The sequence below is a fragment of the Streptomyces sp. NPDC091377 genome, from assembly GCF_044757045.1.
Taxonomy (GTDB): Bacteria; Actinomycetota; Actinomycetes; order Streptomycetales; family Streptomycetaceae; genus Streptomyces.
In genome coordinates this window covers 87178-113026 of record NZ_JBIVUE010000002.1, presented here as the reverse complement: position 1 = coordinate 113026, position 25849 = coordinate 87178, and the positions used below count along the sequence as shown (strand labels likewise).

26 protein-coding genes, 2 pseudogenes and 1 riboswitch are annotated in these 25849 nt (G+C 71.9%); of the genes and pseudogenes, 13 read left to right on the top strand and 15 right to left on the bottom strand.

What is annotated here, in order from left to right:
- Positions 1-5 precede the first annotated feature (5 nt).
- Positions 6-767 (bottom strand): LytR/AlgR family response regulator transcription factor, encoded by a 762-nt coding sequence (locus tag ACIQNG_RS04710; protein WP_401431351.1) that lies wholly within the window; start codon positions 765-767, stop codon positions 6-8.
- A gap of 123 nt (positions 768-890) precedes the next feature.
- On the opposite strand from ACIQNG_RS04710, the gene ACIQNG_RS04705 reads away from it, so the two are divergent.
- From ACIQNG_RS04705 to ACIQNG_RS04685, 5 genes are all read left to right on the top strand, one after another.
- A complete protein-coding gene (locus ACIQNG_RS04705) occupies positions 891-1385 on the top strand; it encodes an Lrp/AsnC family transcriptional regulator (protein WP_401482604.1) in 495 nt (164 codons plus the stop codon).
- A 162-nt stretch (positions 1386-1547) separates the two neighbouring features.
- Positions 1548-2375: a dimethylargininase gene (gene ddaH, locus ACIQNG_RS04700; protein ID WP_401482603.1), complete on the top strand. Its 828-nt coding sequence runs from the start codon at positions 1548-1550 to the stop codon at positions 2373-2375.
- On the top strand, positions 2375-3625 hold the full coding sequence (rocD, locus tag ACIQNG_RS04695) for an ornithine--oxo-acid transaminase (protein ID WP_401482602.1): 1251 nt from the start codon (positions 2375-2377) through the stop codon (positions 3623-3625). The genes ddaH and rocD overlap by 1 nt, the downstream gene beginning before the upstream one ends.
- 93 nt (positions 3626-3718) lie before the next feature.
- On the top strand, positions 3719-5539 hold the full coding sequence (locus ACIQNG_RS04690; protein WP_401482601.1) for a BCCT family transporter: 1821 nt from the start codon (positions 3719-3721) through the stop codon (positions 5537-5539).
- A gap of 133 nt (positions 5540-5672) precedes the next feature.
- On the top strand, positions 5673-6416 hold the full coding sequence (locus ACIQNG_RS04685) for a lysophospholipid acyltransferase family protein (RefSeq protein ID WP_401482600.1): 744 nt from the start codon (positions 5673-5675) through the stop codon (positions 6414-6416).
- Positions 6417-6524: 108 nt separating this feature from the next.
- On the opposite strand, the gene ACIQNG_RS04680 is transcribed toward ACIQNG_RS04685, so the two are convergent.
- The 8 genes from ACIQNG_RS04680 to ACIQNG_RS04645 form a co-directional block, all read right to left on the bottom strand.
- Entirely contained in the window at positions 6525-8174 is a 1650-nt protein-coding gene (locus ACIQNG_RS04680; protein WP_401482599.1) for an alpha/beta hydrolase, read from the bottom strand.
- Between the two features lie 147 nt (positions 8175-8321).
- On the bottom strand, positions 8322-9086 hold the full coding sequence (locus ACIQNG_RS04675) for an urease accessory protein UreD (protein ID WP_401482598.1): 765 nt from the start codon (positions 9084-9086) through the stop codon (positions 8322-8324).
- Entirely contained in the window at positions 9083-9772 is a 690-nt protein-coding gene (gene ureG, locus ACIQNG_RS04670; protein WP_401482597.1) for an urease accessory protein UreG, read from the bottom strand. Before ureG ends, ACIQNG_RS04675 begins: the two co-directional genes overlap by 4 nt.
- Before the next feature lie 84 nt (positions 9773-9856).
- Positions 9857-10531, bottom strand: a complete 675-nt coding sequence (locus ACIQNG_RS04665; RefSeq protein ID WP_401482596.1) for an urease accessory protein UreF — start codon at positions 10529-10531, stop codon at positions 9857-9859.
- 145 nt (positions 10532-10676) lie between these two features.
- Positions 10677-12398, bottom strand: coding sequence for an urease subunit alpha (locus tag ACIQNG_RS04660; RefSeq protein ID WP_401482595.1), 1722 nt, complete (start codon positions 12396-12398; stop codon positions 10677-10679).
- Positions 12391-12702 (bottom strand): urease subunit beta, encoded by a 312-nt coding sequence (locus tag ACIQNG_RS04655; protein WP_401431377.1) that lies wholly within the window; start codon positions 12700-12702, stop codon positions 12391-12393. The genes ACIQNG_RS04660 and ACIQNG_RS04655 overlap by 8 nt, the downstream gene beginning before the upstream one ends.
- Positions 12703-12712: 10 nt before the next feature.
- Positions 12713-13015: an urease subunit gamma gene (locus ACIQNG_RS04650; protein WP_401431380.1), complete on the bottom strand. Its 303-nt coding sequence runs from the start codon at positions 13013-13015 to the stop codon at positions 12713-12715.
- A gap of 231 nt (positions 13016-13246) precedes the next feature.
- Complete coding sequence (locus ACIQNG_RS04645) at positions 13247-13534, bottom strand: type II toxin-antitoxin system Phd/YefM family antitoxin (protein WP_401482594.1); 288 nt, start codon at positions 13532-13534, stop codon at positions 13247-13249.
- 257 nt (positions 13535-13791) lie between these two features.
- Between ACIQNG_RS04645 and ACIQNG_RS04640 the strand changes: the two genes are divergently transcribed.
- From ACIQNG_RS04640 to ACIQNG_RS04630, 3 genes are all read left to right on the top strand, one after another.
- Positions 13792-14454: an ATP-dependent Clp protease proteolytic subunit gene (locus ACIQNG_RS04640; protein WP_401482593.1), complete on the top strand. Its 663-nt coding sequence runs from the start codon at positions 13792-13794 to the stop codon at positions 14452-14454.
- A gap of 7 nt (positions 14455-14461) precedes the next feature.
- Entirely contained in the window at positions 14462-14770 is a 309-nt protein-coding gene (locus tag ACIQNG_RS04635) for a hypothetical protein (RefSeq protein ID WP_401431388.1), read from the top strand.
- Positions 14771-15118: 348 nt separating this feature from the next.
- A riboswitch (cyclic di-AMP (ydaO/yuaA leader) is annotated at positions 15119-15327 on the top strand.
- A gap of 3 nt (positions 15328-15330) precedes the next feature.
- Complete coding sequence (locus tag ACIQNG_RS04630; protein WP_401431390.1) at positions 15331-15804, top strand: C40 family peptidase; 474 nt, start codon at positions 15331-15333, stop codon at positions 15802-15804.
- 265 nt (positions 15805-16069) lie between these two features.
- On the opposite strand, the gene ACIQNG_RS04625 is transcribed toward ACIQNG_RS04630, so the two are convergent.
- The gene (locus ACIQNG_RS04625) at positions 16070-16528 is read right to left on the bottom strand and encodes an ATP-binding protein (RefSeq protein ID WP_401482592.1); all 459 of its coding nucleotides are present in this window, start codon (positions 16526-16528) and stop codon (positions 16070-16072) included.
- 213 nt (positions 16529-16741) lie between these two features.
- Here ACIQNG_RS04625 and ACIQNG_RS04620 point away from each other — a divergent pair, with 213 nt between their 5' ends.
- Together ACIQNG_RS04620 and ACIQNG_RS04615 are read left to right on the top strand one after the other, a co-directional pair.
- Positions 16742-17599, top strand: a complete 858-nt coding sequence (locus ACIQNG_RS04620; RefSeq protein WP_401482591.1) for a helix-turn-helix domain-containing protein — start codon at positions 16742-16744, stop codon at positions 17597-17599.
- 9 nt (positions 17600-17608) lie between these two features.
- A complete protein-coding gene (locus ACIQNG_RS04615) occupies positions 17609-17833 on the top strand; it encodes a DUF397 domain-containing protein (RefSeq protein ID WP_401431397.1) in 225 nt (74 codons plus the stop codon).
- A 129-nt stretch (positions 17834-17962) separates the two neighbouring features.
- Here ACIQNG_RS04615 and ACIQNG_RS04610 read toward each other — a convergent pair whose 3' ends face one another.
- Positions 17963-19090, bottom strand: a complete 1128-nt coding sequence (locus tag ACIQNG_RS04610; RefSeq protein ID WP_401482590.1) for an 8-amino-7-oxononanoate synthase — start codon at positions 19088-19090, stop codon at positions 17963-17965.
- Positions 19091-19237: 147 nt separating this feature from the next.
- Between ACIQNG_RS04610 and bioB the strand changes: the two genes are divergently transcribed.
- The 3 genes from bioB to bioD are packed head-to-tail and all read left to right on the top strand — an operon-like array spanning position 19238 to position 22596.
- Positions 19238-20596, top strand: coding sequence for a biotin synthase BioB (gene bioB / locus ACIQNG_RS04605; protein WP_401482589.1), 1359 nt, complete (start codon positions 19238-19240; stop codon positions 20594-20596).
- The gene (locus ACIQNG_RS04600) at positions 20589-21869 is read left to right on the top strand and encodes an adenosylmethionine--8-amino-7-oxononanoate transaminase (protein ID WP_401431406.1); all 1281 of its coding nucleotides are present in this window, start codon (positions 20589-20591) and stop codon (positions 21867-21869) included. The genes bioB and ACIQNG_RS04600 overlap by 8 nt, the downstream gene beginning before the upstream one ends.
- Before the next feature lies 1 nt (position 21870).
- The gene (gene bioD / locus ACIQNG_RS04595; RefSeq protein WP_401482588.1) at positions 21871-22596 is read left to right on the top strand and encodes a dethiobiotin synthase; all 726 of its coding nucleotides are present in this window, start codon (positions 21871-21873) and stop codon (positions 22594-22596) included.
- Between the two features lie 27 nt (positions 22597-22623).
- Here bioD and ACIQNG_RS04590 read toward each other — a convergent pair.
- The 4 genes and pseudogenes from ACIQNG_RS04590 to ACIQNG_RS04575 all read right to left on the bottom strand — a co-directional run.
- Positions 22624-22731: pseudogene (locus ACIQNG_RS04590) on the bottom strand (M15 family metallopeptidase); the annotation flags it as partial.
- Between the two features lies 1 nt (position 22732).
- A pseudogene (locus ACIQNG_RS04585) lies at positions 22733-23320 on the bottom strand (NAD(P)-dependent oxidoreductase); the annotation flags it as partial.
- 151 nt (positions 23321-23471) lie between these two features.
- A complete protein-coding gene (locus ACIQNG_RS04580) occupies positions 23472-24671 on the bottom strand; it encodes a lipid II:glycine glycyltransferase FemX (RefSeq protein WP_401482587.1) in 1200 nt (399 codons plus the stop codon).
- Between the two features lie 108 nt (positions 24672-24779).
- Positions 24780-25769, bottom strand: a complete 990-nt coding sequence (locus ACIQNG_RS04575; RefSeq protein WP_401482586.1) for an endonuclease/exonuclease/phosphatase family protein — start codon at positions 25767-25769, stop codon at positions 24780-24782.
- Positions 25770-25849: the final 80 nt, after the last annotated feature.

Sequence of the window (25849 nt, the reverse complement as noted above, 5' to 3'; positions counted from 1 at the left end):
GCACGTCAGGGCCTCCTCATGAGCAGGTCGCGCAGTTCGCGGGCGTGGCGGCGGCTGACCTGGAGTTCCTCGGTGCCGATGACGACGCTGACGGTGCCCGCGTCGAGACGGAGTTCGCCGATGTGGCGCAGGGCGACGAGATGGCGGCGGTGGATGCGCAGGAAGCCGCGGGAGCGCCAGCGTTCCTCCAGGGTGGAGACGGGGATGCGGACCAGGTGGCTGCCCTTGGCGGTGTGCAGTCGGGCGTAGTCGCCCTGGGCCTCGACATGGGTGATGTCGTCGACGGGGACGAAGCGGGTGACGCCGCCGAGTTCGACGGGGATCTGGTCGGGGTCGGGTTCGTGCACGGGGATGCGCGGGGCGGCGGGGTGTTCCGGGGCGCGCAGGGCGGCGGCGCGGCGTACGGCTTCGGCGAGTCGTTCCTTGCGGACGGGTTTGAGGACATAGTCGACCGCCTTCAATTCGAACGCCTGTACGGCGAAGTCCTCGTGCGCGGTGACGAAGACGACCAGTGGGGGCTCGGCGAAGCCGGTGAGCAGCCGGGCGAGGTCGAGTCCGTCGAGGCCGGGCATGTTGATGTCGAGGAAGACGACGTCGATGGCCTCGGGGCCGTGCGGTCCGGACTCCAGGGCCCGGTTGATGCGGCGCAGCGCCTCGGTGGCGTCGCCGGCCCCCTCGGCGCTGCCGATCCGCGGATCCGCGTTCAGCAGGTACACCAACTCCTCCAGGGAGGGGCGTTCGTCGTCCACAGCGAGGGCGCGCAGCATGAACGTGGAGTCTAGGAGGAATCCGTACGCCTGCCCACGTGTCCGACGTGGCCGTTTCCCCTGGATAGAGTGCCCGCATGAACACCACGGAGGTGCCCGCGTGAACACGGGTGGGGTGGCCGCGTGAGCGGGGGTCAGGCGTCCTTCGACGAACTGGACCGGAAGATCGTCACCGCGCTGATGGCGAACGCCAGGACCAGTTTCGCCGAGATCGGCGCGGCGGTCGGGCTGTCCTCGACGGCGGTCAAGCGGCGGGTGGACCGGCTGCGGGAGACCGGGGTGATCACCGGGTTCACGGCGACGGTGCAGCCGTCGGCGCTGGGCTGGCGCACGGAGGCGTACGTCGAGGTGTACTGCGAGCGGGCGGCGCCGCCGCGGCGGCTGGCCGAGGTGGTGCGCAACCATCCGGAGATCGCGGCGGCGATGACGGTGACCGGGGGCGCGGACGCGTTGCTGCATGTCCGGGCGCGGGACGTGGGGCACTTCGAGGAGGTGCTGGAGCGGATCCGCACCGAGCCGTTCATCCGGAAGACGATCAGTGTGATGGTGCTGTCCCATCTGATCCCGGACGCTCCGGAGGCCGGGGCGACCCAGCCCGCCCCGGAGGCGGGTTCCTGAGCGGGCCCCGGAGCCGGTCGAAACGCAACAGTGCTGCGTGAGAGCTGATCGACACGCAGCGTTGCTGCGTGGACGCGCAGCTTTTGTTGCTTGTCGACCGTATCCGCCGCTTTCTACCGTGGTGTCACCCCATCACATCGCAGGAAGCGGAGGAACCCCTCTGTGTCCGAGCCCCGTGTGCCGCGCCGACGGCGCTATCTCGTCTGCGAACCCAGACACTTCGCCGTGCAGTACGCGATCAACCCCTGGATGCATCCCGACGTCAAGGTCGACGTCGATCTCGCGCAGGAGCAGTGGCGGACGCTGATCCGCGCCTACCAGACCCACGGCCACACGGTGGATCTGGTGGAGCCGGTGGCGGGCCTGCCCGACATGGTCTTCGCCGCGAACTCGGCCGTCGTGATCGAGGGCCGGGTCTTCGGCGCCCTCTTCCACGCCCCCGAGCGCCGTCCCGAGTCCGTGCCCTACGACACCTGGTTCAAGCAGGCCGGCTATGCCGTCCAGCGGCCCGAGGCGGTCTGCGAGGGCGAGGGCGATCTCGTCCCCACCGGCCGGTACGTGCTGGCGGGCACCGGTTTCCGCACCACGCCCGAGGCCCACCGCGAGGCGCAGGAGTTCTTCGGTGTGCCGGTGATCGGGCTGCGGCTGGTGGACCCGTACTTCTACCACCTGGACACGGCGCTGTTCGTCCTGGACGACGGGAGCGGGGAGCGCGAGGAGAACATCGCGTACTACCCGGACGCCTTCTCCCCCGGCAGCCGCGAGGTGCTCGCCCGGCTCTACCCGGACGCGGTGCTCGCCACCCGTCAGGACGCCATGGTCTTCGGGCTGAACTCCGTCTCCGACGGCCGCCATGTCTTCATCGCGCCCGGCGCCACGGCCCTGGCCGAACAGGTCGCCGCGCGCGGCTATGTCCCCGTCCCCGTCGACCTGTCGGAGTTCCAGAAGGCCGGCGGTGGCATCAAGTGCTGCACCCAGGAGATCCGCTGATGACCGCTCCCGCCCGAACCGACGCCGCCGCCTGCACCGAGGGCTCCGCCCGGACGACCGCCGAGCTGATCCGCGCCGAGGAGCCGGTGCTCGCGCACAACTACCACCCGCTGCCCGTGGTCGTCGCCGCGGCCGAGGGCGCCTGGGTCGAGGACGTCGAGGGCCGCCGCCACCTGGACCTGCTGGCCGGCTACTCGGCGCTCAACTTCGGCCACCGCCACCCGGCGCTCATAGCCGCCGCCCACCGTCAGCTCGACCGGCTGACCCTGACCTCGCGCGCCTTCCACAACGACCGGCTCGCCGAGTTCGCCGAACGGCTCACCGCCCTCGTCGGCCAGGACATGATGCTGCCGATGAACACCGGCGCCGAGGCGGTGGAGAGCGGCATCAAGGTGGCCCGCAAATGGGCCTACGACGTCAAGGGCGTCCCCGCCGACCGGGCGACCATCGTCGTCGCGGCCGACAACTTCCACGGCCGTACGACGACGATCGTCAGCTTCTCGACGGACGAGACCGCGCGCACCGGCTTCGGCCCCTTCACCCCGGGCTTCAGGGTCGTCCCGTACAACGACCTCGCGGCCATGGAGGCGGCGATCGACGCGACCACGGCGGCCGTGCTGATCGAGCCCATCCAGGGCGAGGCGGGCGTCCTCGTCCCCGACGACGGCTATCTGCGGGGGGTGCGCGAGCTGACCCGCCGGACGGGCTGCCTCCTCATCGCCGACGAGATCCAGTCGGGCCTCGGGCGCACCGGCCGCACCCTCGCGGTGGACCACGAGGACGTGGTCCCGGACGTCGTGCTGCTCGGCAAGGCGCTGGGCGGCGGGATCGTACCGGTGTCGGCGGTGGTCGGCAGCCGTGAGGTCCTCGGGGTGCTGAAGCCGGGCGAGCACGGCTCGACGTTCGGCGGGAACCCGCTGGCCGCGGCGGTCGGCACCGCTGTCGTGGAACTGCTGGAGACCGGCGGGTTCCAGCGCCGGGCGGCCGAGGCGGGCGTGGTCCTGCGGGACGGTCTGACCGAGCTGGTCGGCCGGGGCGTGCTCGGCTTCCGCGCCCGCGGGCTGTGGGCGGGGGTCGACATCGACCCGGCCCTCGGCACCGGCCGGGAGATCAGCGAACGGCTGCTGGCGGAGGGCGTCCTGGTGAAGGACACCCACGGCTCCACCATCCGGCTGGCCCCGCCGCTCACGATCACGGACGACGAGCTGCGCTCGGCGCTCGGGGCGCTGGAGAAGGTACTGGGCCGCTGATCGGCCGGAGGAGGGGAGGGCGGCCGGTGCGCGGCCGGCCGCCCGGCGTGCCGTCGCACCGAGGCCGTGACCCGCGTCTCATAGTGGGTCGGCATGAGCACGGAACTGACCGACCCGCCCGCGTCCGGGCCCCCGCCGGACCCGGCGGCCTCCCCTGCGCCCGACCGGATCCTCGTCGGCGTGGGGATGGCCGCCGTCATCGCCGTGGTGCTGTGGGCCTGGCTCGGTGACCAGTCCTTCGACACGGCCTCCGCCGCCGGTCTCTCCTGGGTGCTGAGCAACTTCGGCTGGCTGTTCGTGGTGGCCGCGGATGTCTTCCTCGTCCTGTGCGTGGTGATCGCGTTCAGCCGGTTCGGCCGGATCAGGCTGGGCGAGGACGGCTCCCAGCCCGAGTTCGGGAACCTCGCCTGGATCGCGATGATGTTCAGCGCGGGCATGGGCATCGGCCTGATGTTCTACGGTGTCGGCGAACCGCTGACCCACTTCCTCGACCCGCCTCCGGCCTCCGGCGTCCAGGCGCGGACCCCGGAGGCGGCGCGCACCGCCCTGGAGTACTCGTTCTTCCACTGGACGCTGACCCCCTGGGCGATCTACGGCATCGCGGGACTCGCCCTGGCCTACGCCGGTTTCCGCAAGGGCCGGGGCAACCGGCTGAGCGCGGCCTTCGTCCCGCTGCTCGGCGCCCGCCGGGCGGAGGGCTGGCAGGGCAAGGTGATCGATCTGCTGGCGGTCTTCGCGACCGTCTTCGGCACCGCGACCAGCCTGGGCCTCGGGGCGCTCCAGGTCGCCGAGGGGCTCGACATCACATCGGGCATCGACGCCACCCGCACCACCCAGCTCCTCATCATCGCGGTGCTGTCGGCGGCCTTCGTGGCGTCCGCGTTCTCCGGGCTGCACCGCGGCATCAAGTGGCTGTCGACCCTGAACATCGTGCTCGCCGCGGCCCTGATGCTGTTCGTCTTCCTGCTCGGCCCCACGGTCTACATCCTCGACACCATCCCCGCGTCCGTGGGCGGCTATCTCCAGAACCTGCTGCCGATGGCCTCCCGGACCGGCGCCTTCACCGACCAGGCGTGGCTGGGGGCCTGGACGATCTTCTACTGGGCCTGGTGGCTGTCGTGGGCCCCCTTCGTCGGCACCTTCATCGCCCGTATCTCGCACGGCCGGACCGTCCGCGAGTTCCTCCTCGGCGTCCTGCTGGTGCCGAGCGGCGCCACGGTCATCTGGTTCTGTGTCATGGGCGGTACGGCGCTGCGGCTGGAGATGACCGGGAAGGCGGATCTCGCGGGCACGGTGAAGACCGGGGCGGAGGCGTCGCTCTTCGGCATGCTGGACGCGCTGCCGATCGGCACCGTGACCTCGTTCCTCGCGATGATCCTGGTCATGACCTACTTCATCACCAGCGCCGACTCGGCGTCGCTGGTGATGGGCTCGCTGACCAGCCGCGGCGCGCTGCATCCGGCGTCCTGGCTCGTCGTGCTGTGGGGGGTGCTGATGGCGGCGGTGGCGGCGGTGCTGCTCGTGGTGGGCGGCCTCAGCTCGTTGCAGACCGCGACGATCCTGGTGGCGCTGCCCTTCGTGGTGGTCATGCTGCTGCTGTGCTGGGCGCTGCTGAAGGAGATGCGGGAGGACCCGGGTGCCGGTCCGGCACCGCACCAGGCCCTGCACCGGATGCGGGACGTCGTACGGACCATGGTCGGGGACGCGGTCACGGAGCAGGGGCCGACCCGCCACCACCGGCTGCGCAGGGCGGCGCGGGCACGGTCGGAGTCGGAGGCGGAGTCGGGGCCGGGGGCCGGGCCGGGATCCGGGCCGGGGTCGGGGTCGGGATCCGGGTCGGGGTCGGGGTCGGGATCCGACTCCGGGCCCGGTTCGGGTTCGGGTCCCGGCTCCGGCTCCGGCGGCGAGACATGACGGCCGGTCAGCATGGAACCGGGGGAACATGGCTACAGATGGGCACAGGTGCACGCGAGCCCATTCCCGTGAACCTCGCCTTGCCCTGGGAGAGACCAGTGCCTGGGGGAGCCGGCCAAGTCAGGAGCGAGCCGTGTTCTACTACCTGCTCAAGTACGTGTTGCTGGGCCCGGTGCTGAGACTGGTCTTCCGGCCGCGCATCGAGGGCCTCGACCATGTACCGTCGACCGGCGCGGCCATCGTCGCCGGGAACCATCTCTCCTTCTCCGACCACTTCCTGATGCCCGCGGTGCTCAAGCGGCGCATCACGTTCCTCGCGAAGGCCGAGTACTTCACCGGGCCCGGTCTGCGGGGGCGCCTCATCGCCGCGTTCTTCCGCAGCGCCGGCCAGATCCCGGTGGACCGCTCCGGCAAGGACGCGGGCCAGGCCGCGATCCGCGAGGGCCTCGGGGTGCTGGCCAAGGACGAACTGCTCGGCATCTACCCGGAGGGCACCCGCTCACACGACGGCCGGCTGTACAAGGGCAAGGTCGGAGTGGCGGTGATGGCGCTCAGGGCGGGGGTCCCGGTGGTGCCGTGCGCGATGATCGGCACCTTCGAGGCACAGCCGCCCGGCACGGTGATCCCCCGCGTCCATCCGGTGATCATCCGGTTCGGGGAGCCGCTGGACTTCTCCCGCTACGCCGGGCTGGAGGACGAGAAGGCGATCCTGCGCGCGGTCACGGACGAGATCCTCTACGCCATCATGTCGCTGTCGGGGCAGGAGTACGTGGACCGGTACGCGTCCGTCGTCAAGGCCGAGGAGCAGTCGGCGCAGGAGCGGGCCGCGCAGGTCACCCAGCGGCGGGGACGGTTCCGCCGTACGCCGCCGGGCTGAGGCTCTGCCGTCGTGGTGGACGTCGTCGCCCTACGCCGAGTCCCTCCCGGAGCCGGTCGAGTGGATCACCGCTCGGCCGGCCGGGAGGGACGGGAAGCCCCTGTCCCGCTACGGCTTGGGGACGGCGTGCGGGGCGCAGGTCACATCCTTGGAGTCCACCTTCCCGGTGAGGAGATAGGTGTCGACCCGGTCGTTCACACAGGGGTTGACCAGCCCGGTGACACCGTGCGAACCCGCGTTCTTCTCGGTGATCAGACGGGACCCCTTGAACCGCTTGTGCAACTCGACCGCGCCGCCGTAGGGCGTGGCCGCGTCCCGCTCGGCCTGGACGATCAGCACGGGCGGGAGCCCCTTGCCGGTCTTCACGTCCACCGGGGTGTTCTGCTGGACCGGCCAGGTGGCACAGGGCAGGTTCATCCAGGCGTTGCCCCAGGTCAGGAACGGATAGTCGCGGTGCAGCCGGGTGTTGTCACGGTCCCAGGTCTTCCAGTCCGTGGGCCACTTGGCATCGGCGCACTCGACGGCCGTGTACACCGCGTTGCCGTTCTCGGAGGTGGCGTTGCCCGCGGTGTCGGACAGGTCGGGGGCGGCGGCGTCCACGAGGGCCTGGGTGTCACCGGCCTGGTACTTGCTGAACACCGTGGCGACGGGGATCCACGAGGAGTCGTAGTACGGGGCGCCCTGGAAGAAGGAGAGCAGTTCGGCCGGGCCTACGACCCCGCCGATGGGGTCCTTCTTGGCGGTGGCGCGCAGGGCCAGCCACTTGGCCTGGACCTCGGCGCGGGTGTCGCCGAGGTGGAAGGTGGCGTCGTTCTTGGCGACCCAGTCCTGCCAGTCCTTCCAGCGGGTCTCGAAGGCGATGTCCTGGTCCAGGTTGGCCTGGTACCAGATCTTCTCGCGGGACGGGTTCACCACGCTGTCGGCGACCATGCGGCGCACATGGCCCGGGAAGAGGGTGCCGTAGACCGCGGCGAGGTAGGTGCCGTAGGAGACGCCGAGGAAGTTCAGCTTCTTCTCACCGAGCGCGGCCCGGATGACGTCCAGGTCGCGGGCGGTGTTGGGGGTGGTCATGTGGGGCAGCATCCCGGCGCTGCGCTCGTAGCAGCCCTCGGCGTACTCGCGGGCGAGCTTGCGCTGGGCGCGCTTGTCGGCCTCGGAGTCGGGCACCGGGTCCAGCTTGGGCGCCTTCACGAACTCCTGCGGGTCGACACAGGAGATGGGCGCGGACTTGCCGACGCCGCGCGGGTCGAAGCCGACGAAGTCGTACGCCTTCGCGGTCTTCGCCCAGACCGGGCTGCCGGTGGTGACCCGGCGCGGGAAGCGCAGCCCGGAGCCGCCGGGGCCGCCGGGGTTGTAGACGAGGGCGCCCTGGCGCTCGTCCTTGCCGCCGGTGTTGCCGATCCGGTCGACGGCTATCTCGATCTGCTTGCCGTAGGGCTTGGTGTAGTCGAGCGGCACCTTCACCCAGCCGCACTGGATGGGCTTCTCCAGGCCCCAGCCCGCGGGACAGTCCTTCCAGGCGATCCCGGCCTTGGCGGCGCGGGCGGCGGCTATCGCGGCGCCGACCGCGGCCCGGTCCTTGCCGTGGCTGCGGCCGAAGGCCCCGTCGGCGCCGGTGGTGCCGCTGGTGCCGCTGGTGCCCTTCAGTGCCTCGGCGCTGGCCGTCGGCGCGGTCACGGCCCCGGCCAGCAGGGTCGCCACCAGCGCGCCCGCGGAACCGAGGGCGACCGCCCGTCTGTTCGCTCTGTTCTCCCTCAAGAGGGACCTCCCCGCACATCGATACGAAACGTACGGGGATCCTTCCGGCTGTGTGTCCGCTGAGGACAGACCGGTGAGCGCTTCTTTGCCAATCCGATAACCGGAGAGGCATGTTCGTTGACCGGGGAGTGTCCCCGCTCATGGCCCTCACCCCAGGTCGGACAGCGCCTCGTCCAGCAGGGCCCGCAGCCGCAGCGCGTCGGCCGCGACCGCGCCGATCAGCACGGCGGGCCCGGCCAGCGGGAACACCGCCGCCTCGGTCCCCAGCGCCCGCGCTGCCACCGGCCGCAGCGCGAACTCCGGCCGTACGACGACCAGTTGCCCCACGGCACGGTGTCCGTCGAGCCCGGCGGGACCGTCCCAGCCGCCCGGTGCCCCCGGTCCGCAGAGCAGTTCCTGGTCGAGCACACACCGTCCGCCGACCCGTACAGTGAGACGGCTTCCGAGCAGCCCGGGTTCCTCCCCGGCCCGTCCGAGTACCTGTTCCTCCCGCAGCACGAGCCGCCCCGCCGTGCCCACCTCCACACACGTCCTGACATACAGCTCACTGCCCCGGACACTGATCAACTGCTCAGGCAGCCAGTGGAGTTCGCCTCCGTCGGCGACGTCGAGCCGTACGTCGTAGCGGGCGGGCCGCGCGGTCTGCCCGGGCAGGGCGAGGGTGGCGGCGGCCGTTCCGACCCGCAGGCGGGCGTGCTCGGCGACCTCGGCCCGTACGGAGAAGCGGTCGCCGCCGAGGGGCCCGCTCATGGCGCCGACGAGAGTGACGTGCGCGGCGCCGCCGCTCCCCCGGGTCCGCCGTACGGCGAGCGGCCCTTCCCCCGCCAGCACGGGCAGGGCGGTCCCGCCCCGCCCGTCGGCGCGGGCGAGGATCCGCGCGCGGCCCCGTACCCCGTCGGCCACGGCGGTCATACGACCCAGGCCGCGACCCGCGCCCGCACCCAGTCCGCCACCTCGCCGACGCCGCCGCGCTCGCCGCCGTCACCCCTGAGGGACTGGAACACGACCGGCAGTCCGGCCCGCTGGGTGTCGGCGTCGGCGGCCATCCGGGCGAGATCGGAGCCGACATGGGGGGCGAGGTCGGTCTTGTTCACGACCAGGAGGTCGGCCGTGGTGACACCGGGGCCGCCTTTCCGGGGAATATCGTCGCCGCCGGCCACGTCGATGACGAAAATCTGCGCGTCCACGAGCCCTTTGGAGAAAGTCGCCGTCAGATTGTCGCCGCCGGACTCGACGAGAATCAGATCGACCGGTCCGACCTTTTCCTCCAATTCCTCCACCGCTTCGAGATTGGCGGAAATGTCGTCCCGGATCGCCGTATGCGGACACGCGCCGGTCTCCACGGCGGTGATCCGTTCCGGTGGCAGCACGGCTTCCCGCAGGAGGAATTCAGCGTCCTCCCGTGTGTAGATGTCATTGGTGACGACAGCCAGGGACAGCTCTTGCCGCAGGGCCCGGCAGAGCGCCGCCACGGTGGCGGTCTTCCCCGATCCGACGGGCCCGCCGAGCCCGATGCGCAGGGCGCGGCGGCTGCCGTCGGGCCGGTGGGAGTCGGCGCTCACGGCCGGGGTCAGGGGGTGCGCGTGGTCGAGGTGCACGGCGGTTCCTTCCGAGAGGGGCGGAGGGGACAGGGGACGAGGGCGGTTGGGGCGATGGATGTGGCGAAGGTGGCGGGGTGGCGCTCAGGACGCGAACAGGCGCGCGCTCCACGCCGCGTGCGCCTCGGCCCCGATCTCCAGCAGCGGGGCGGATCCGGCGGGCAGTGCCTCGGCCCCCTCCGCGGTGACCCGTTCCGCCGCCTCCAGGGCCCGTTCGGCCACCCGGTCCACGTCCCGCGCCAGCCGGGCCAGCACCCCGCTCGCCTGGAACGGGTCGAGGCTCAGCAGCCGCACCGTCGCCGACGCCGCCCCGCTGACGCTCTCGTAGGCCGCGCAGTGCGCAGCGTCACCGGGTTCCAGGCCCGCCGTCCGGGCCACCACACCCAGCACCACCGGCTGATGCGCCCCCTTGGGGAACGCCCGGGCGAGGGTGTCCAGTTCGTCCGACGGCCAGGTGGCGCGGGCCGCGCGCAGCAACTGGCGGCCCAGTCGGCGGGCGGCGGCGCGCAGTGCCGGGGAGGGGGTCCGGGCGTCGGCGGCCTCGTCCAGGGCGGCTGGGTCGGCGCCCAGCGCGGCGGAGGCGGCGAGTGCGGCGCCGACCAGCCCCGTCGTGTGCAATCGGCCCCGGCAGAACGCCTCCAGGCTCACCGCGTCCGTGATCCGGCCGGCCCGGACGGCGGCCTCGGCCCCACCGGAGTGCGCGTGGCCGCCCGCGGGGAACCGCCCGTCGGACAGCAGGAGCAACGCCGCCCTGGACATCTGGCCTCCGTCGGGTGAGCAGGTCTTCGGAACAGGGGGTACGGGCGGCCCGGAACACCCGGGACGGTGGGGACAGCAGGGACGGTCGGTACAGCAGGGACGGTGGGGGCAGCAGGGACGGTCGGCTCGGTCGGAATCGGCGCGGTCAGAACAGGAAGTACCGCTGGGCCATGGGCAACTCCTCGGCGGGTACCGCCTCGACCAGTTCGCCGTCGATCCGGACGGCGAAGCTGTCGGGGTCCACCCGGACGTCGGGCCGGGCGTCGTTCTCGCGCATGTCCGCCTTGGTGACCGCGCGCGTGGAGTCGATGGTGACCCACCGTTTCCCGAGCCCGAGCCGCTCCGGCAGGCCGTCCTCGACCGCGAGGGGTGCCACGAAGTTCACCGAGTTCGCGGCGGGCGCGCGGCCGATCGCCCCGTACATCGGCCGGGGCAGCACCGGCTGCGGGGTCGGGATGGAGGCGTTGGCGTCGCCCATCTGCGCGTACGCGATCTGTCCGCCCTTGAGGACGAGCAGCGGCTTGACGCCGAAGAACGCCGGGTCCCACAGGACGAGGTCGGCGAGCTTACCGGTCTCGACCGAGCCGATCTCCCGGGCGAGACCCTGGGCGAGGGCCGGGTTGATCGTGTACTTGGCGACATAGCGACGTACGCGGTGGTTGTCGGCGTGTCCGTCGCCGGGCAGGGGCCCGCGTCGGCGTTTCATGACGTGCGCGGTCTGCCAGGTGCGCAGGACGACCTCGCCGACCCGGCCCATGGCCTGGGCGTCGGAGGAGATGATCGAGATGGCGCCCAGGTCGTGGAGGAGGTCCTCGGCGCCGATGGTGGAGGGCCGGATCCGGGACTCGGCGAAGGCGAGGTCCTCGGGGACGGCCGGGTTGAGGTGGTGGCAGACCATCAGCATGTCGAGGTGTTCCTCGGCGGTGTTGACGGTGAAGGGCCGGGTCGGATTGGTCGAACTGGGCAGCACATGGGGCTCGGAGACCACGGTCATGATGTCGGGCGCGTGCCCGCCGCCCGCACCCTCGGTGTGGTAGGCGTGGATGCCGCGACCGGCGATCGCGGCGAGGGTGTCCTGCACGAACCCGGCCTCGTTGAGGGTGTCCGTGTGGATGGCGACCTGGATGCCGGTGCGGTCGGCGACGGTGAGCGCGGCGTCGATGGCGGCCGGGGTGGAGCCCCAGTCCTCGTGCAGCTTCAGGCCCAGTGCGCCGCCCCGGATCTGGGACAGCATCGCCTCGTGGGAGACGGTGTTGCCCTTGCCGAGGAGTCCGATGTTGAGGGGGTATGCCTCCATCGCCTCCAGCATCCGGGCCAGATGCCAGGGTCCGGGGGTGACGGTGGTCGCCTTGGAGCCCTCGGCGGGGCCGGTGCCGCCGCCGACGAGGGTGGTGACACCGGAGGCGAGCGCCTCGTCGGCGATCTGCGGACAGATGAAGTGGACATGGGCGTCGACGGCGCCCGCGGTGAGGAGCCGTCCGTTGCCCGCGACGATCTCGGTCTCGGGGCCGATGACCAGGTCCGGGTGGACGCCGTCCATGGTGTCGGGGTTGCCCGCCTTGCCGATGCCGGTGATCCGGCCGTCCCGGATGCCGACGTCGGCCTTGACCACCCCCCAGTGGTCGATGATCACGGCTCCGGTGATCACGGTGTCGGGGGCGCCCTCCGCCCGGGTGGTGCGGGACTGGCCCATGGACTCGCGGACGACCTTGCCGCCGCCGAACACCGCCTCGTCCCCGGCGCGTCCGGGGCCGCCGCAGCGGTCCTCCTCGATCTCCACCAGCAACGTGGTGTCGGCCAGCCGGATCCGGTCCCCGGTGGTCGGCCCGAACAGATCGGCGTACGCGGCCCGGGACAGCTCAGCCATCGAGGGCTCCCCCGGTCTCGCCGCGCAGTCCGGGCACGATCCGGGCGCCGGCCAGCGGGACGAGCCGCACGGCGACCGGGATGCCGGGCTCGAACCGTACGGCGGTGCCGGCGGGGACGTCGAGCCGTCTGCCGTGGGCGGCGGCGCGGTCGAACTCCAGGCCGGGGTTGGCCTCGGCGAAGTGGTAGTGCGAGCCGACCTGGACGGGCCGGTCGGCGGCGTTGCGGACGGTCAGCCGGGTCACGTCCCGGCCCTCGTTGCAGACGATCGGGCCGTCGGCGAAGAGCAGTTCTCCGGGGATCATCGCCGCCTCCTCAGACGATCGGATCGTGGACGGTCACGAGCTTGGTGCCGTCGGGGAAGGTGGCCTCCACCTGGACGTCGTGGATCATCTCCGGGATGCCGTCCATGACCTCGTCGCGGGTGAGCACCGTGCGCCCGGACGCCATGAGTTCGGCGACCGTACGGCCGTCCCGGGCGCCTTCGAGGAGGTGCGAGGTGATGAGGGCGACGGCCTCGGGGTGATTGAGCCGCAGGCCGCGCGCCCGGCGCCGGTCGGCGACATCGGCCGCGACATGGATCAGCAGCCTCTCCTGCTCGTGCGGGGTCAGTCGCACATCCCACCTCACTCCCTCACTGCGGACCGTACGGGCACGGGTCCGCGGGCCACGGCCACCGGAACGGCGCAGGTGGCGTGGTGGGAGGCTAATTGCGGTGCGTTTCCTGCGCGTTAACCCCGTGGCGGGCGGGTTACGCGCATGTGTCGTCCGGCCGGGGAGCGAGAAGCGCCCGCGGTCCGTCGGCGAAGGTCACCTCCGCCACCCCGCCGAGCAGGGCGTGCCGGGCGGCTACGACGGATTCGGCCCCCGGTGCTCGGCCACGACGCCGAACCGCTGGGGCTCGCGTGCCGCCGAGGCGACCTGGCGCACCGCGGCGACGGAGCCGATGACCTGCTCCTCGGCGGGCTCGGGCGCCCCCTCCGGCTCCTCCAGCCGTTCGAGGTCGGCGGCGGACACCAGGGCGACGAGGGGCTTGCCGTGCCGCGTCACGACCACGCGCTCACCGCCGTACACCACCCGGTTGATCAGCTCGGCTAGCTCAGCCCTGGCTTGCGTCACCGGAATCTCGTAGGCCATGCCCCCAGCTTACGGAGCCGGTGACCGGGACGACGGGGCGCGGCGGGGCAGCCGACGGACATCGCCAAAGAAACGTACGTCCTGTACATTTTTTACAGAGGGAGGCCCGCTCGGGACCCGCGCCACCCCTCCCCTCAGCCCTGTCCTGCCCTGCTCTGTCCCACCTGCCCTGCCTGTCCCACCTTGTCCTGTCCTACCTGTCCCGCCTGTCCCGCCTTGTCCTGCCCTGCCTGTCCCGCCACCAGGAGGCGCCCGCCATGAACCGACCGATCATGCCGCCCGTGCCGCTCCCACCGTCCTTCCGTCATGTCCTGCCCGAGTTCACCGAGCGCACGAGCGACGGCCGGCGGACCCTGGACCCGTACGGGAAGCTGCTGGAGGAGCGGATCGTCTTCCTCGGCACCCCCGTGGACGACATCGCGGCGAACGACGTGATGGCCCAGTTCATGCATCTGGAGCACCAGGACCCGGACCGCGACATCTCGCTGTACATCAACTCCCCCGGCGGCTCCTTCACCGCCATGTCGGCGATCTACGACACGATCCGCTTCGTCACCTGCGACGTGGAGACGGTCTGCCTGGGCCAGGCCGGCTCCATGGCGGCGGTGCTGCTGGCGGCGGGCACGCCCGGCAAGCGCATGGCCCTGCCCGGCGCCCGTATGGTGATCCGTCAGCCGTCGCTGCCGGAGCCGATCGAGGGGCGGACGAGCGATCTCGTCATCCAGGCGGCGGAGTTGGAGCGGGTGCGCGTACGGCTGGAGCAGATCCTCGTACGGCATACGGGGCGTACGCCCGAGCAGATCGGCGCGGACATCGAGCGGGACAAGACGCTCACCGCGCGGGAGGCGCTGGAGTACGGTCTGGTCGACCGGATCATCAGCAGCCGCAAGGGCGCGCCGACGACGCCGGACGCGAGGTGAGGGGCGGATGCTGCCACCGGAGCACCCGCCGCTGCCCGCGCTGACCCGCGCCGAGGGCGAGCTGATCGACCGTTACCTGGACGCGGTCGATCTGCTGGGCCGGATCAATCCCGCGCGGCACACCGACACCTACGGCGCGCTGCGGGCCGCGCAGGCGCTCGTGGCGCGGACGATCGAGTTGCGCGACGCGCTCGCGCTGATGCACCACCGGGGCGAGAGCGAGATGCAGCCCGCCACGCTCGCGCGGGCGCTGCGCGTCCTGGACGGCGAGCGCCGCGCGGCGCGGGTGACCCTGCCTCCGCGCTCCGACAGTTGACGTGACGGCGGCCGACGTACACCCGGAACCGGTCGGTACGGGCTCACCCCGGTACGCCGGGGCGCGCGTTCAAACGGACCGAACGGTGTACCTCCTATTGGCGTATGAGCAGGTCGTTCCTGAGCACCGGCGCGGTTGCGCAATGCACCCTTGACGGCGCGGAACGCGGGGCTCCGTTGCAGGTCCGGGGCGTGCGCGCACTCTGACACGCGCTCGGATCTCAGGATGTCCACCCGAACGGACGAGTGGTGACTAACAACACAAATACTCGGTTCCGTTGGGATTTTCGGACACACGTAGGTGAAGATCCCTGACTGACGACAAGACCCCGCCACCGCGGCGGGGCGGTCCGGGCGGACGCCGAATCCTGCCGCCGCCCGGATGCCCGGTCGACAGGAGTGGATCGGCAGGAGTGGAGGACCCAGGCAAGACGGGTCGTCGGAGCGCTTTTCCCGGCTCCGAGCGGTCCTTGGGGTGAAGCCGCCTTCGGGCGGCCGGGCCACTTCGCCAGCCCGAATCCGACAGGTCATCCTTCACAGGCGGCTGACGAAGGGTTGCGCATGACCGCGCTCAATCGTGTCCCGTCTCTCATGGTCCGGGCCGGCACGGCCTCGGCCCTGACCCTCGCCGCCGTGGGCGGCACCGTGGTGGCACCCGGACTCGCCACCGAGGCGGCGGCAGCCGCGCCGGCGTCGAAGGCGCTCAAGGTGGCCGCCTCGAAGAAGGGTGCTCCCTACAGGTACGGGGCCACCGGACCCAACCGGTTCGACTGCTCGGGGCTGACGCAGTACTCGTTCAAGAAGGCGGGCAAGAAGCTGCCGCGCACGGCCGCCCAGCAGTACAACAAGACCAAGCACATCTCGGCCAAGAGCCGTAAGGCCGGTGACCTGGTCTTCTTCCACTCGGGCTCCAGCATCTACCACGTGGGCATCTACGCCGGTAAGGGGAAGATCTGGCACTCACCGAAGACCGGAGACGTGGTGCGACTGCAGAAGATCTGGACCAGGAGTGTCTGGTACGGGCGCGTGAAGTGACTCCCGGAGGGGCCGTGAGAGCGTCCTGACGCGCTGTCACGGCCTCGGACGGGCTGGGGGCGGGTCGTCGGCGGACGACCCGCCCTGCGCGCTTGCAGGGCCGTCCTGGCCCGTTCGCGCCCCGTTCGCGCCCCGTCCGCATGTCGGCCGGTACGTCGGCTCCCGTATGCCAGGCCCGTACGTCGGGCCGCGCGGCGGCCGTACGTGCGCGCCGCTCGGCGTGGCCATCGGGGAGCGCGGGGCCATCGGGGAGCGCGGGGCCGCGCTACGGTTTCTTGCGGCCCGCCGTCGTCACCGGGCGGGCCGGGATCGACCAGGGCAGTTCGATGGCGACCGTCTTGCCGCCCTCGCGGGTGGGATGCACCCTGAGCCTGCCGCCGTGCTCCGCCGCGAGCCAGCGGATGATCACCAGGCCGCGGCCGTTGTCCTGCTGGACCGCCGCGGGAAGCCGCTTCGGGAATCGTGGATGACTGTCCGTCACCCCGACCCGCACCCGGTCGTCATGGTCCACCATCAGATCCACCGTGAAGGTGGGTGACTGACCGAATGTGTGCTGTACGGCGTTGGTGGCCAGTTCCGAGACGATCAGACGGATGGTGTCCGCCAGGTCCGAGTCTGCCGGCAGACCCCATTCGACCAGGGTGTCGACCACATGACCGCGGGCCGCCGACACCGAGGCGGGATCGCTCGGCAGAGTGATGGACGCTTCCAGAGGATCTGCCATGACGACGCCGTCCCTTTCCCCCGGAACCGCAGTCCGACACGGAGGCGGATGGTTCGAGTACGGTCCCGGACTGGTGCTACGTCGTCAGCCTGCCATCAGCACGCCGGTCTCGGTGGCGATCCACCAAGATATGCATATATCTGTCGCTCGAAGCGGTGAACTCTGCGACGGCAGACCGTATTCGGACGACCCGGAAGGAGTAGGGAGCAACCCATGCAGCACGGTCCCGCGGTGCGCCGCCGGAAACTGGGCGCGGAACTGCGCGCCCTGCGCACCCGCGCGGGGCTCACCAGCGGTGAGGCCGCCGCTCTGGTCGGCTGGCACCAGTCCAAGGTCAGCCGGATCGAGACCGGCGCCAGCGGGGTGAAACCGGCCGATGTGCGGTTACTGCTGGACGCGTACCGGGTGAACGATCCCGACCTGCGCGAACTGCTGCTGGTGCTGGCCGGTTCGGAGGAAAGCGGGCGGCACCACTGGTGGCACGCCTACCGCGGTGTCCTGCCGCCGACGTACCGGGATTTCATCAGTCTGGAGTCACAGGCGACCGCGATGCGGACGCTGGAGACCACCGTGGTGCCGGGGCTGCTCCAGACGCCGGAGTACGCCCGCGCGGTGACCCGGGCGGCGGTGGAGGGGCTGGACGAGGAGCGGCTGGACGCGCTGGTGGAGGTACGGCTGGCCAGGCAGGATGTGCTACGGGCCGAGCCGCCGCTGGAGTTGCACGCGGTGCTGGACGAGGCCGTGCTGCACCGGGAGGTGGGTGGGCCCGAGGTGATGGCCCGTCAACGGGAGCGGCTCGCGGAGGCCGCGCGGCTGCCCCAAGTGCGCCTCCAAGTACTGCCCTTCTCCGCCGGGGCGCACATCGGCGTCACCGGTCCTTTCGTTATTTTCTCATTTTCGAGCACCTCCGATCTGGACGTGGTTGTTCTAGACCACTTGACGAGTAGCCTCTATCTCGAAGGGAGAGAAGACCTCGGTGCCTACAGCGAGGGCTTCAGCACCCTTCAGTTCCACGCCCTTTCCCCAGAGGATTCGTTGGACTACATCGCCGGAATGAATGACGGCGTATAGGGAGGCACCATGACAGCACTGCCTCGACATGTATCTGCGAGTGACCGACTGCACGGTGTGCGATGGCTGCGCAGCAGTTACAGCACAGGCGCGAACAACTGCGTCGAGACGGCCCGGCCGGGCCGGGGCCCCTGGGCCGGTCTGCTCGCCGTGCGCGACTCCAAGAACCCGGCGGGACCCGCGCTGCTCTTCTCCCCCGAGAGCTGGGCGGGCTTCACGACCGCGTTCCGCTGAGTCGGGTCGCTCCCGGAGGACACCACCGAGGCACCCATCCCGGAGCCCGTTCCCGATCCGTCCCGGTCATCGCGGGTCCCGGCCGACCGGCCGGGCGCGTGCTCGGCGTCTCTCGACCGTGTCACCGACTCATGGTCGCGTCCCGCCGATGACCTGGACCGCATGGTCGACCTGTTCCCCGGAGAGGTCCGCGCGGGCCGTCAGCCGCAGCCGCGAGACACCGTCGGGCACGGACGGCGGGCGGAAACAGCCCACCGCCAGCCCGGCGGCACGGCACTCGGCCGCCCACCGCACGGCCCCCTCCGGGGACGGCGCCCGCACCGACACCACCGCCGCGTCCGGCCGGACCGACGCCATCCCCCCGGCCGTCAGCCGGGAGTGCAGTTCGGCGGCCACCGCCCGTGCCCGCGCGGCCCGCTCCGGTTCGCGGCGCAGCAGGCGCAGGGCCGCCAGCGCGGCACCCACCGCCGCGGGGGCCAGCCCGGTGTCGAAGATGAACGTCCGTGCCGCGTTGACCAGATGGTCGATGACCGGCGCGGGCCCCAGCACCACGCCCCCCTGGCTGCCCAGCGACTTGGAGAGCGTGGCCGTCACGACCACGTCCCGCGCGCCCGCGAGGCCCGCCGCGTGGGCCGCGCCCCGGCCGCCGTCGCCCAGTACGCCCAGGCCGTGCGCGTCGTCCACCAGCAGCCCGGCCCCGTGCTCCCGGCACACCCCGGCGAGCGCGCCGAGCGGGGCGGCGTCGCCGTCCACCGAGAACACCGTGTCGGAGACCACCACGGCGGGCCCGTCCTGGGTCCGCAGCGCCTTGTCCACGGCGTCCGGATCGGTGTGCCCCACGACCTGGGTGGTGCCGCGCGCCAGCCGACAGCCGTCGATCAGGGAGGCGTGGTTGCCCGCGTCGGAGACGATCAGCGAACCGTGCGGGGCCAGCGCGGTGACGGCGGCGAGGTTGGCCGCGTAGCCCGAGGAGAAGACGAGGGCCGCCTCGACCCCGCAGAAGTCGGCCAGCTCCGCCTCCAGCTCGGTGTGGAGGGCGGTGCTGCCGGTCACCAGGCGGGAGCCGGTCGCGCCGCCGCCCCAGGTCCGCGCGGCCCGCGCGGCGCCCTCGGTGACCTCCGGATGCCGGGCGAGACCGAGGTAGTCGTTGCTCGCGAGGTCCAGCAGCGGTGAGTCGGCGGGGCGCGGGCGCAGGGTCCGTACGAGTCCGGCGGCGCGGCGCAGCAGCGCCTGCTCCTCGATCCAGCCGAACGCCATGGCTCCTCCGGGGATTTTGTAGGCAGTGAACAGACCCTAGTCGTCGCACCGGCCCCCCAGGATGTGGCAATACCCACACGTCCAGCGGCGGCTATTGTGCGAACCCTCCTTGGCCCGGGGTGCCTCCGTAGGCCAGGATCGGCTCCCATGGACCTGCTGAACACGCTGGTGGACAAGGGGCTTCGGCGCGAGTCGCCGACCCGCGAGGAGGCGCTGGCCGTCCTCGCGCTCTCCGACGACGATGTGCTGGACGTGGTGGCCGCGGCCGGGAAGGTGCGCCGGCACTGGTTCGGGCGGCGGGTGAAACTCAACTACCTCGTCAACCTCAAGTCGGGCCTGTGCCCGGAGGACTGCTCCTACTGCTCCCAGCGGCTCGGCTCCACGGCCGGGATCCTCAAGTACACCTGGCTCAAGCCCGACGAGGCGACCGAGGCCGCCGCCGCGGGGCTCGCGGGCGGGGCAAAGCGGGTCTGTCTGGTGGCGAGCGGGCGCGGTCCGACCGACCGGGACGTGGAGCGGGTCTCCAGCACCATCAAGGCGATCAAGGACGAGCACGAGGGCGTCGAGGTGTGCGCCTGTCTCGGACTGCTCTCCGACGGCCAGGCCGAGCGGCTGCGCGCGGCGGGCGCGGACGCGTACAACCACAACCTGAACACCTCCGAGGCGACCTACGCCGACATCACGACCACGCACACGTACGCCGACCGGGTGGACACCGTGCGCAAGGCCCACGCGGCCGGGCTCTCGGCGTGCTCCGGGCTGATCGCGGGCATGGGCGAGTCGGACGCGGAGCTGGTCGATGTCGTCTTCTCGCTGCGCGCGCTGGACCCGGACTCGGTGCCGGTCAACTTTCTGATCCCGGTGGAGGGCACCCCGCTCGCCACGGAGTGGAATCTGACCCCGCAGCGTTGTCTGCGGATCCTCGCGATGGTGCGGTTCGTCTGCCCGGACGTCGAGGTGCGGATCGCGGGCGGGCGCGAGGTCCATCTGCGGACGCTCCAGCCGCTCGCCCTGCACCTGGCCAACTCGATCTTCCTCGGCGACTATCTGACCACCGAGGGACAGACGGGCAAGGCCGACCTGGAGATGATCGCCGACGCCGGGTTCGAGGTGGAGGGCACCGACCAGGTGACCCTGCCGGAACACCGGGCGGGCGGCGGCTGCGGGTCGCACGCGGGCGCGGACGGGACGGGCGGTTGCGGATCGCACGCGGGAGGCGCGGGCGGGACCGGTGGCTGCGGGGCGCACACCGGGGGCGCGGACGGGACCGGTGGCTGCGGGGCGCACGCGGATGGCGCCGACGGGGGCGCGGGGCGCCGCGGTACCGGGGCGGATGCCGAGCCGGGTGCCGGGGCCGGTGCCGGGGCCGGGGCCGGTGCGCCGTCGCCGGCGGAGGCCGCGGCCGGGGGGCAGGTGGGGGGACAGGCCGGACCCGGGGCGGTCCGGTCCGACCTGGTCGCGGTGCGTCGCCGGGGCGCCGGAACGGATCTCGCGCCCAATGCCTGAGCTGACCGTGCCCGAACTGCTGGAGCTGGACCGGCGGCATGTGTGGCATCCGTACGGGCCGATGCCCGGCCAGGTCGAGCCGCTGGTGGTGGAGTCGGCGCGCGGGGTGCGGCTGCGCCTCGCGGACGGTTCGGGCGAGCTGATCGACGCCATGTCGTCCTGGTGGTCGGTGATCCACGGCCACAACCACCCGGTGCTCAACGAGGCCGCGCGCGAACAGCTCGGGAGCATGAGCCATGTGATGTTCGGCGGACTGACCCACGAGCCCGCCGTCCGGCTGGCGAAGCTGCTGGTCGACATCGCGCCCCCGGGACTTGAGCATGTGTTCCTGTCCGATTCCGGTTCGGTGTCGGTCGAGGTCGCCGTCAAGATGTGCCTCCAGTACTGGCGTTCCCTCGGCCGCCCCGAGAAGCGGCGGATGCTGACCTGGCGCGGCGGCTACCACGGCGACACCTGGCAGCCGATGGCGGTGTGCGACCCCGAGGGCGGGATGCACCAGCTGTGGAGCGGGGTGCTGCCCGAGCATGTCTTCGCGGACGCGCCGCCCACCGCGTACGACGAGGCGTACGCCGGGCATCTGCGCGAGATGATCGGGCGGCACGCGCACGAACTGGCCGCGGTGATCGTGGAGCCGGTGGTGCAGGGCGCGGGCGGGATGCGGTTCCACTCCCCCGCGTATCTGCGGGTGCTGCGCGAGGCGTGCGACGCGGCGGACGTGCTGCTCGTGTGCGACGAGATCGCCACCGGTTTCGGCCGTACGGGCGCCCTGTTCGCGGCGGAGCACGCGGCGGTGACACCGGATGTGATGTGTGTCGGCAAGGCGATGACCGGCGGCTATCTGTCGATGGCGGCCACGCTGTGCACCGCGCGCGTGGCCGACGGGATCTCCCGCGGCGAGGTGCCGGTGCTCGCGCACGGGCCGACGTTCATGGGCAACCCGCTGGCGGCGGCCGTCGCCTGCGCGTCGATCGAGCTGCTGCTCGGCCAGGACTGGCGGGCCGAGGTCAAACGGATCGAGTCGGGCCTGCGCGAGGCGCTCGCCCCGGCGGCCGGGCTGCCCGGCGTCCGGGACGTACGGGTCCTCGGCGCGATCGGGGTGGTCCAGCTCGACCACCCGGTGGACATGAGGGCGGCCACGGCGGCGGCCGTCCGCGAAGGGGTGTGGCTGCGGCCGTTCCGCGACCTCGTGTACACGATGCCGCCGTACGTCACCGACGACCAGGACGTGGCACGGATCGGCCGCGCGGTGTGCGCGGCGGCACGGGAGGGCTGAGATGGCCGTACTGGTGATCACGGGCACCGGCACCGAGATCGGCAAGACCGTCACGACCGCCGCGATCGCGGTCTCCGCGCGCGCGGCCGGCCGGTCGGTGGCCGTCCTCAAGGCCGCGCAGACCGGGGTCCGGCCGCACGAGCGCGGGGACGCGCAGGAGGTCGTACGGCTGGCCGGTACCGTCACGGCGGCCGAGCTGGCCCGCTACCCGGATCCGCTGGCCCCCGCGACCGCCGCGCGGCGGGCCGGACGGGCTCCGGTCCACCCGGCCGACATCGCCGAGACGGCCGCCAAGCTGGCCACCGAGCACGATCTGGTGCTGGTCGAGGGCGCGGGCGGGCTGCTGGTCCGCTTCGACCCGGCCGGGGGCACACTCGCCGACGCCGCCGAACTGCTCGGGGCGCCGGTGGTGATCGTGGCCTCGGCGGGCCTGGGCACCCTCAACACCACCGAGCTGACGGCCCGTGAGCTGCGGGCGCGGGGGGTGGATCCGCTGGGCGTGGTCATCGGCGGCTGGCCCGCCGCTCCCGACCTCGCCTCGCGCTGCAATCTCGCCGACCTGCCCGAGGTGGCGGGCGCCCCACTGCTGGGTGCCCTCCCGGAGGGCGTCGGCGCCCTCGCCCCGCCCGCCTTCCGGTCGGCGGCCCCGCACTGGCTGGCGCCCCGTCTGGACGGAACCTGGGACGCGGAGGCGTTCCGGACGCGGGAGGCCCCGCGTCCCGGGTAGCGGGGGACGCCCCCGTCGTGTGCTCGACTAGCCGACGGGGAAATCGAAATACGTGTCCGGATAGGGCTCGTCGGTGAGTGTGTAGTGCCACCACTCGTAGTCGTACGCGCTGAAACCGCTGGCCTCCATGAGGCTGGCGCAACAACGCGTCGAGAGGAACGTATGCGGCGGAAGTCTTGGGGCGTTTGTCATGAGCGAGCACTCGGCAGCCGAAACCCCTCAGCCGGTCCATGACCGCGGCACCGATATGGCCGGTACCGATCACACCCACGGTCAGATCGCGCAATTCCCTCCCGCGCGCCTCGTTCAGCCGGTAGTCGTGCACCTCCGCGCGCCGGACGGTGGATTTCATGTCGCGCACGGCCATCAGCATCAACATCACGGTGTAGTCGGCCACGCTGTCCGGTGAGTAGCTGACGTTCTCCACGGTGATGCCGATGCTGTCCGCGTACTCCACGTCGATGTGGTTGCGTCCGATACTCCGGGTGGAGACATACGTGACGCCGGCTCGGCGCAGCGCGAGAAGGGTCGCGTCGGTGACGGAAGTCTTGTGGTCGACGCTGATGGACCGGCTTCCGGATGCCAGCCCGGTATTCGCCGCGGACACCGGTGCGTTCGTGATGGTCGGCGTCACACCGAAGCGAGGGGCCAGCTCTCGGAACAGGGCGGCCTCATCCGGGCCGCACCCGTAGACGGTGATGCGGGGCGGTTCGCTGTAGGTCATGCGGACAGTCAAGGAGAGGTGGCGTTGCCGGAACGTATCGGGTTTTCGATATGCGGGCGATATCCCGCGGAACCATCGACGAGGTGAATTCACCAGAAGGACCCGTGGGCGCACTGACGCCGAAACGACCGGCCGATCCGTGCCCTTGGGCCTACCGTCCGCGGCGCCTCATATAGAGGCCGAAAGCCCGGTAGATCATCGGCCGCAGGGGCAGGTCCCACTCCCCCACGTACCGCACCGCCTGACCACCGGTGCCGACCTTGAACCGGATCAGGCCGACATGTGGGTCGTCGGCGTCGAGGGTGGGGGTGATGCCGCGCAGGTCGTACACGTCGCAGCCGGCCGCGAGCGCGTCGCGGATCATCGCCCACTGGCAGGCGTGGGAGCCGCGCACCTCGCGCTTCCCGGTGGAGGAGGCGCCGTAGGCGTACACCGCGTGGGCGCCGACGCGGACCAGGACGGTGGCGGCGACCAAGTCGCCCTGATGGCGGGCCAGATAGAGCGTGATCCGCTCCGGGTCCTCCGCGTTCAGGGCGGCGAACATGGTCGCGAAGTAGCGCAGCGGCCTGGGGGTGAAGCGGTCCCGTTCGGCGGTGTGGACGTAGAGGTCGTGAAACGCCTTCAGGTCCTCGCCGAGCGTGTCGACCGTACCGACCGTGACCTCGACTCCCTCCTTGGCCGCCTTCCTGATGTTGCGGCGCCATTGCTGGTTCATGCCGCTGAGCAACTGGTCCTCGGTCCTGCCGGCCAGCGGAAGCTCGTACTTGAACTGCGGATGCCCGACCCCGAAGCCGTCCTCGGGGCTCTGCGGCAGCCAGCCCGCGTCCCTGAGCCGGTCGGCCACGCGGGCGCCGACCGGGTCGGTCCACCGGCCGGGCACCTCGGTGAGCGCCGTACGGCCCGGGTCGGCGATCCCCTCCTTGACCTGGGCGGCGCTCCAGGTGTCCGTGCGCACCGGTGGGCCGAGCCGGATCGCGAACGCGCCGTGCGCGGTGAGGCGGGCCGCCAGCGGGTCGAGCCACCGGCCGAGATCGCCGGTCCAGTCGATGACCGGGCCCTCGGGGAGATAGGCCAGGGTGAACCGTTCGAGCCGCGGCACCGGGCGGTGCAGGACGAGCCCGGCGCCGACCAGTCGTCCGCCGTCGAACCAGCCGAGGGACTCACCGCGCCACTCGGTCTTCACCCGGCTCCAGGCCGGTGTCTGCAGGAAGCTGGCCGACCGCTGGGCCCGTACGAACGCCAGGTGATCGACGCTCCTGATGGGCCGGACGGTGAGCGGGCCGCCCGGGGCGCCCGCCCCCGGGTACCGCCGGGTCCCGGCTGCTGTGGGTACTGGTTCGCTGGAGGACATGCCGCCAGTCAAGGCGACCTGGTGTTGCCGGCGCGTATGCGGTTCTCGATACGCCGACGATATGTTCCGGGTCCTCCGGGGCGGCGCCTCAGCGGGATCGGGACGCGGTCACCAGCTGACGCGGGCCGCCACCGGCAGGTGGTCGCTCCCGGTGGCCGGCAGCACCCACGCGCTGCGCGGCTCCACGCCCCGGGTGAGGATCTGGTCGATCCGTACCGTCGGGAACCGCGCGGGCCAGCTGAAGCCGAAGCCGTTCCCTGCCTCGTCCTGGGCCGAGTGCAGTTGCGAGGTGAGGCCGTCGAGCCCGCGGTCGTCCGTGGTGCCGTTCAGATCGCCCAACAGCACCACGCGCTGGTTCCGCTCGGCGGCGACGGCCCGGGCGAGTGCCTCGGAGTTCCTGTTCCGGGTCTCCGTCCCGAAGCCGCCCCTGGGGTTCACGCGGACGGATCCCAGATGGGCCACGTACACGGCCAGCGGCCCGTGGTCGGTGGCCACCGTGGCACGCAGCGCCCGGTTGCCGGTGAGTTGGACGGCGGCGGGCTTGGAGTCCCCCAGCGGCCCGAGGTCCCGCTCGGTGTCCACCGGCCGGATGCCGGTCAGCGGCAGCTTGCTCCACAGGCCGACGGTGCCCTGCACCGAGTGGTACGGGTACGCCTTCGCCAGTTCCGCCTCGTACACCGGCTTCGCCTGTGCGCTGATCTCCTCCAGGGCCAGCAGGACCGCACCGGAGACGGCCAGGTGGCGGGCGGTGCCGGCGGGGTCGGGGTTGTCGGCGTCGACGTTGTGGCTGACGACGGTGAGGTCGCCGCCCGCCCCCGACTTGTCGGTGAGCAGCCCGCCGAAGAGACCCACCCACGCCACGACCGGCAGCAGCAGCGCGACCAGCGCGGAGGCGGACCGGCGCCACAGCGCCCCGGCCACGAGCACCGGCACGAACACGCCGGACCAGGGCAGGAAGGTCTCCACCAGGCTGCCGAGGTTCCCGATCCGGTTCGGTATCCGCGCGTGGAGCAGGATGACCAGGCCGAGCAGCAGCGCCGCCGCGGTGAGCACCCGGCCGCGCTTCCAGGGCTCCGGCCGGGACAGGCCACGGATCACCCGGGGGACGGTCGAGAGCCCTCTGGTGGCCGAATGCGTTCCGGTGGTCGCGTGCGTTCCGGTGGCCGAGGGCCCTCCGG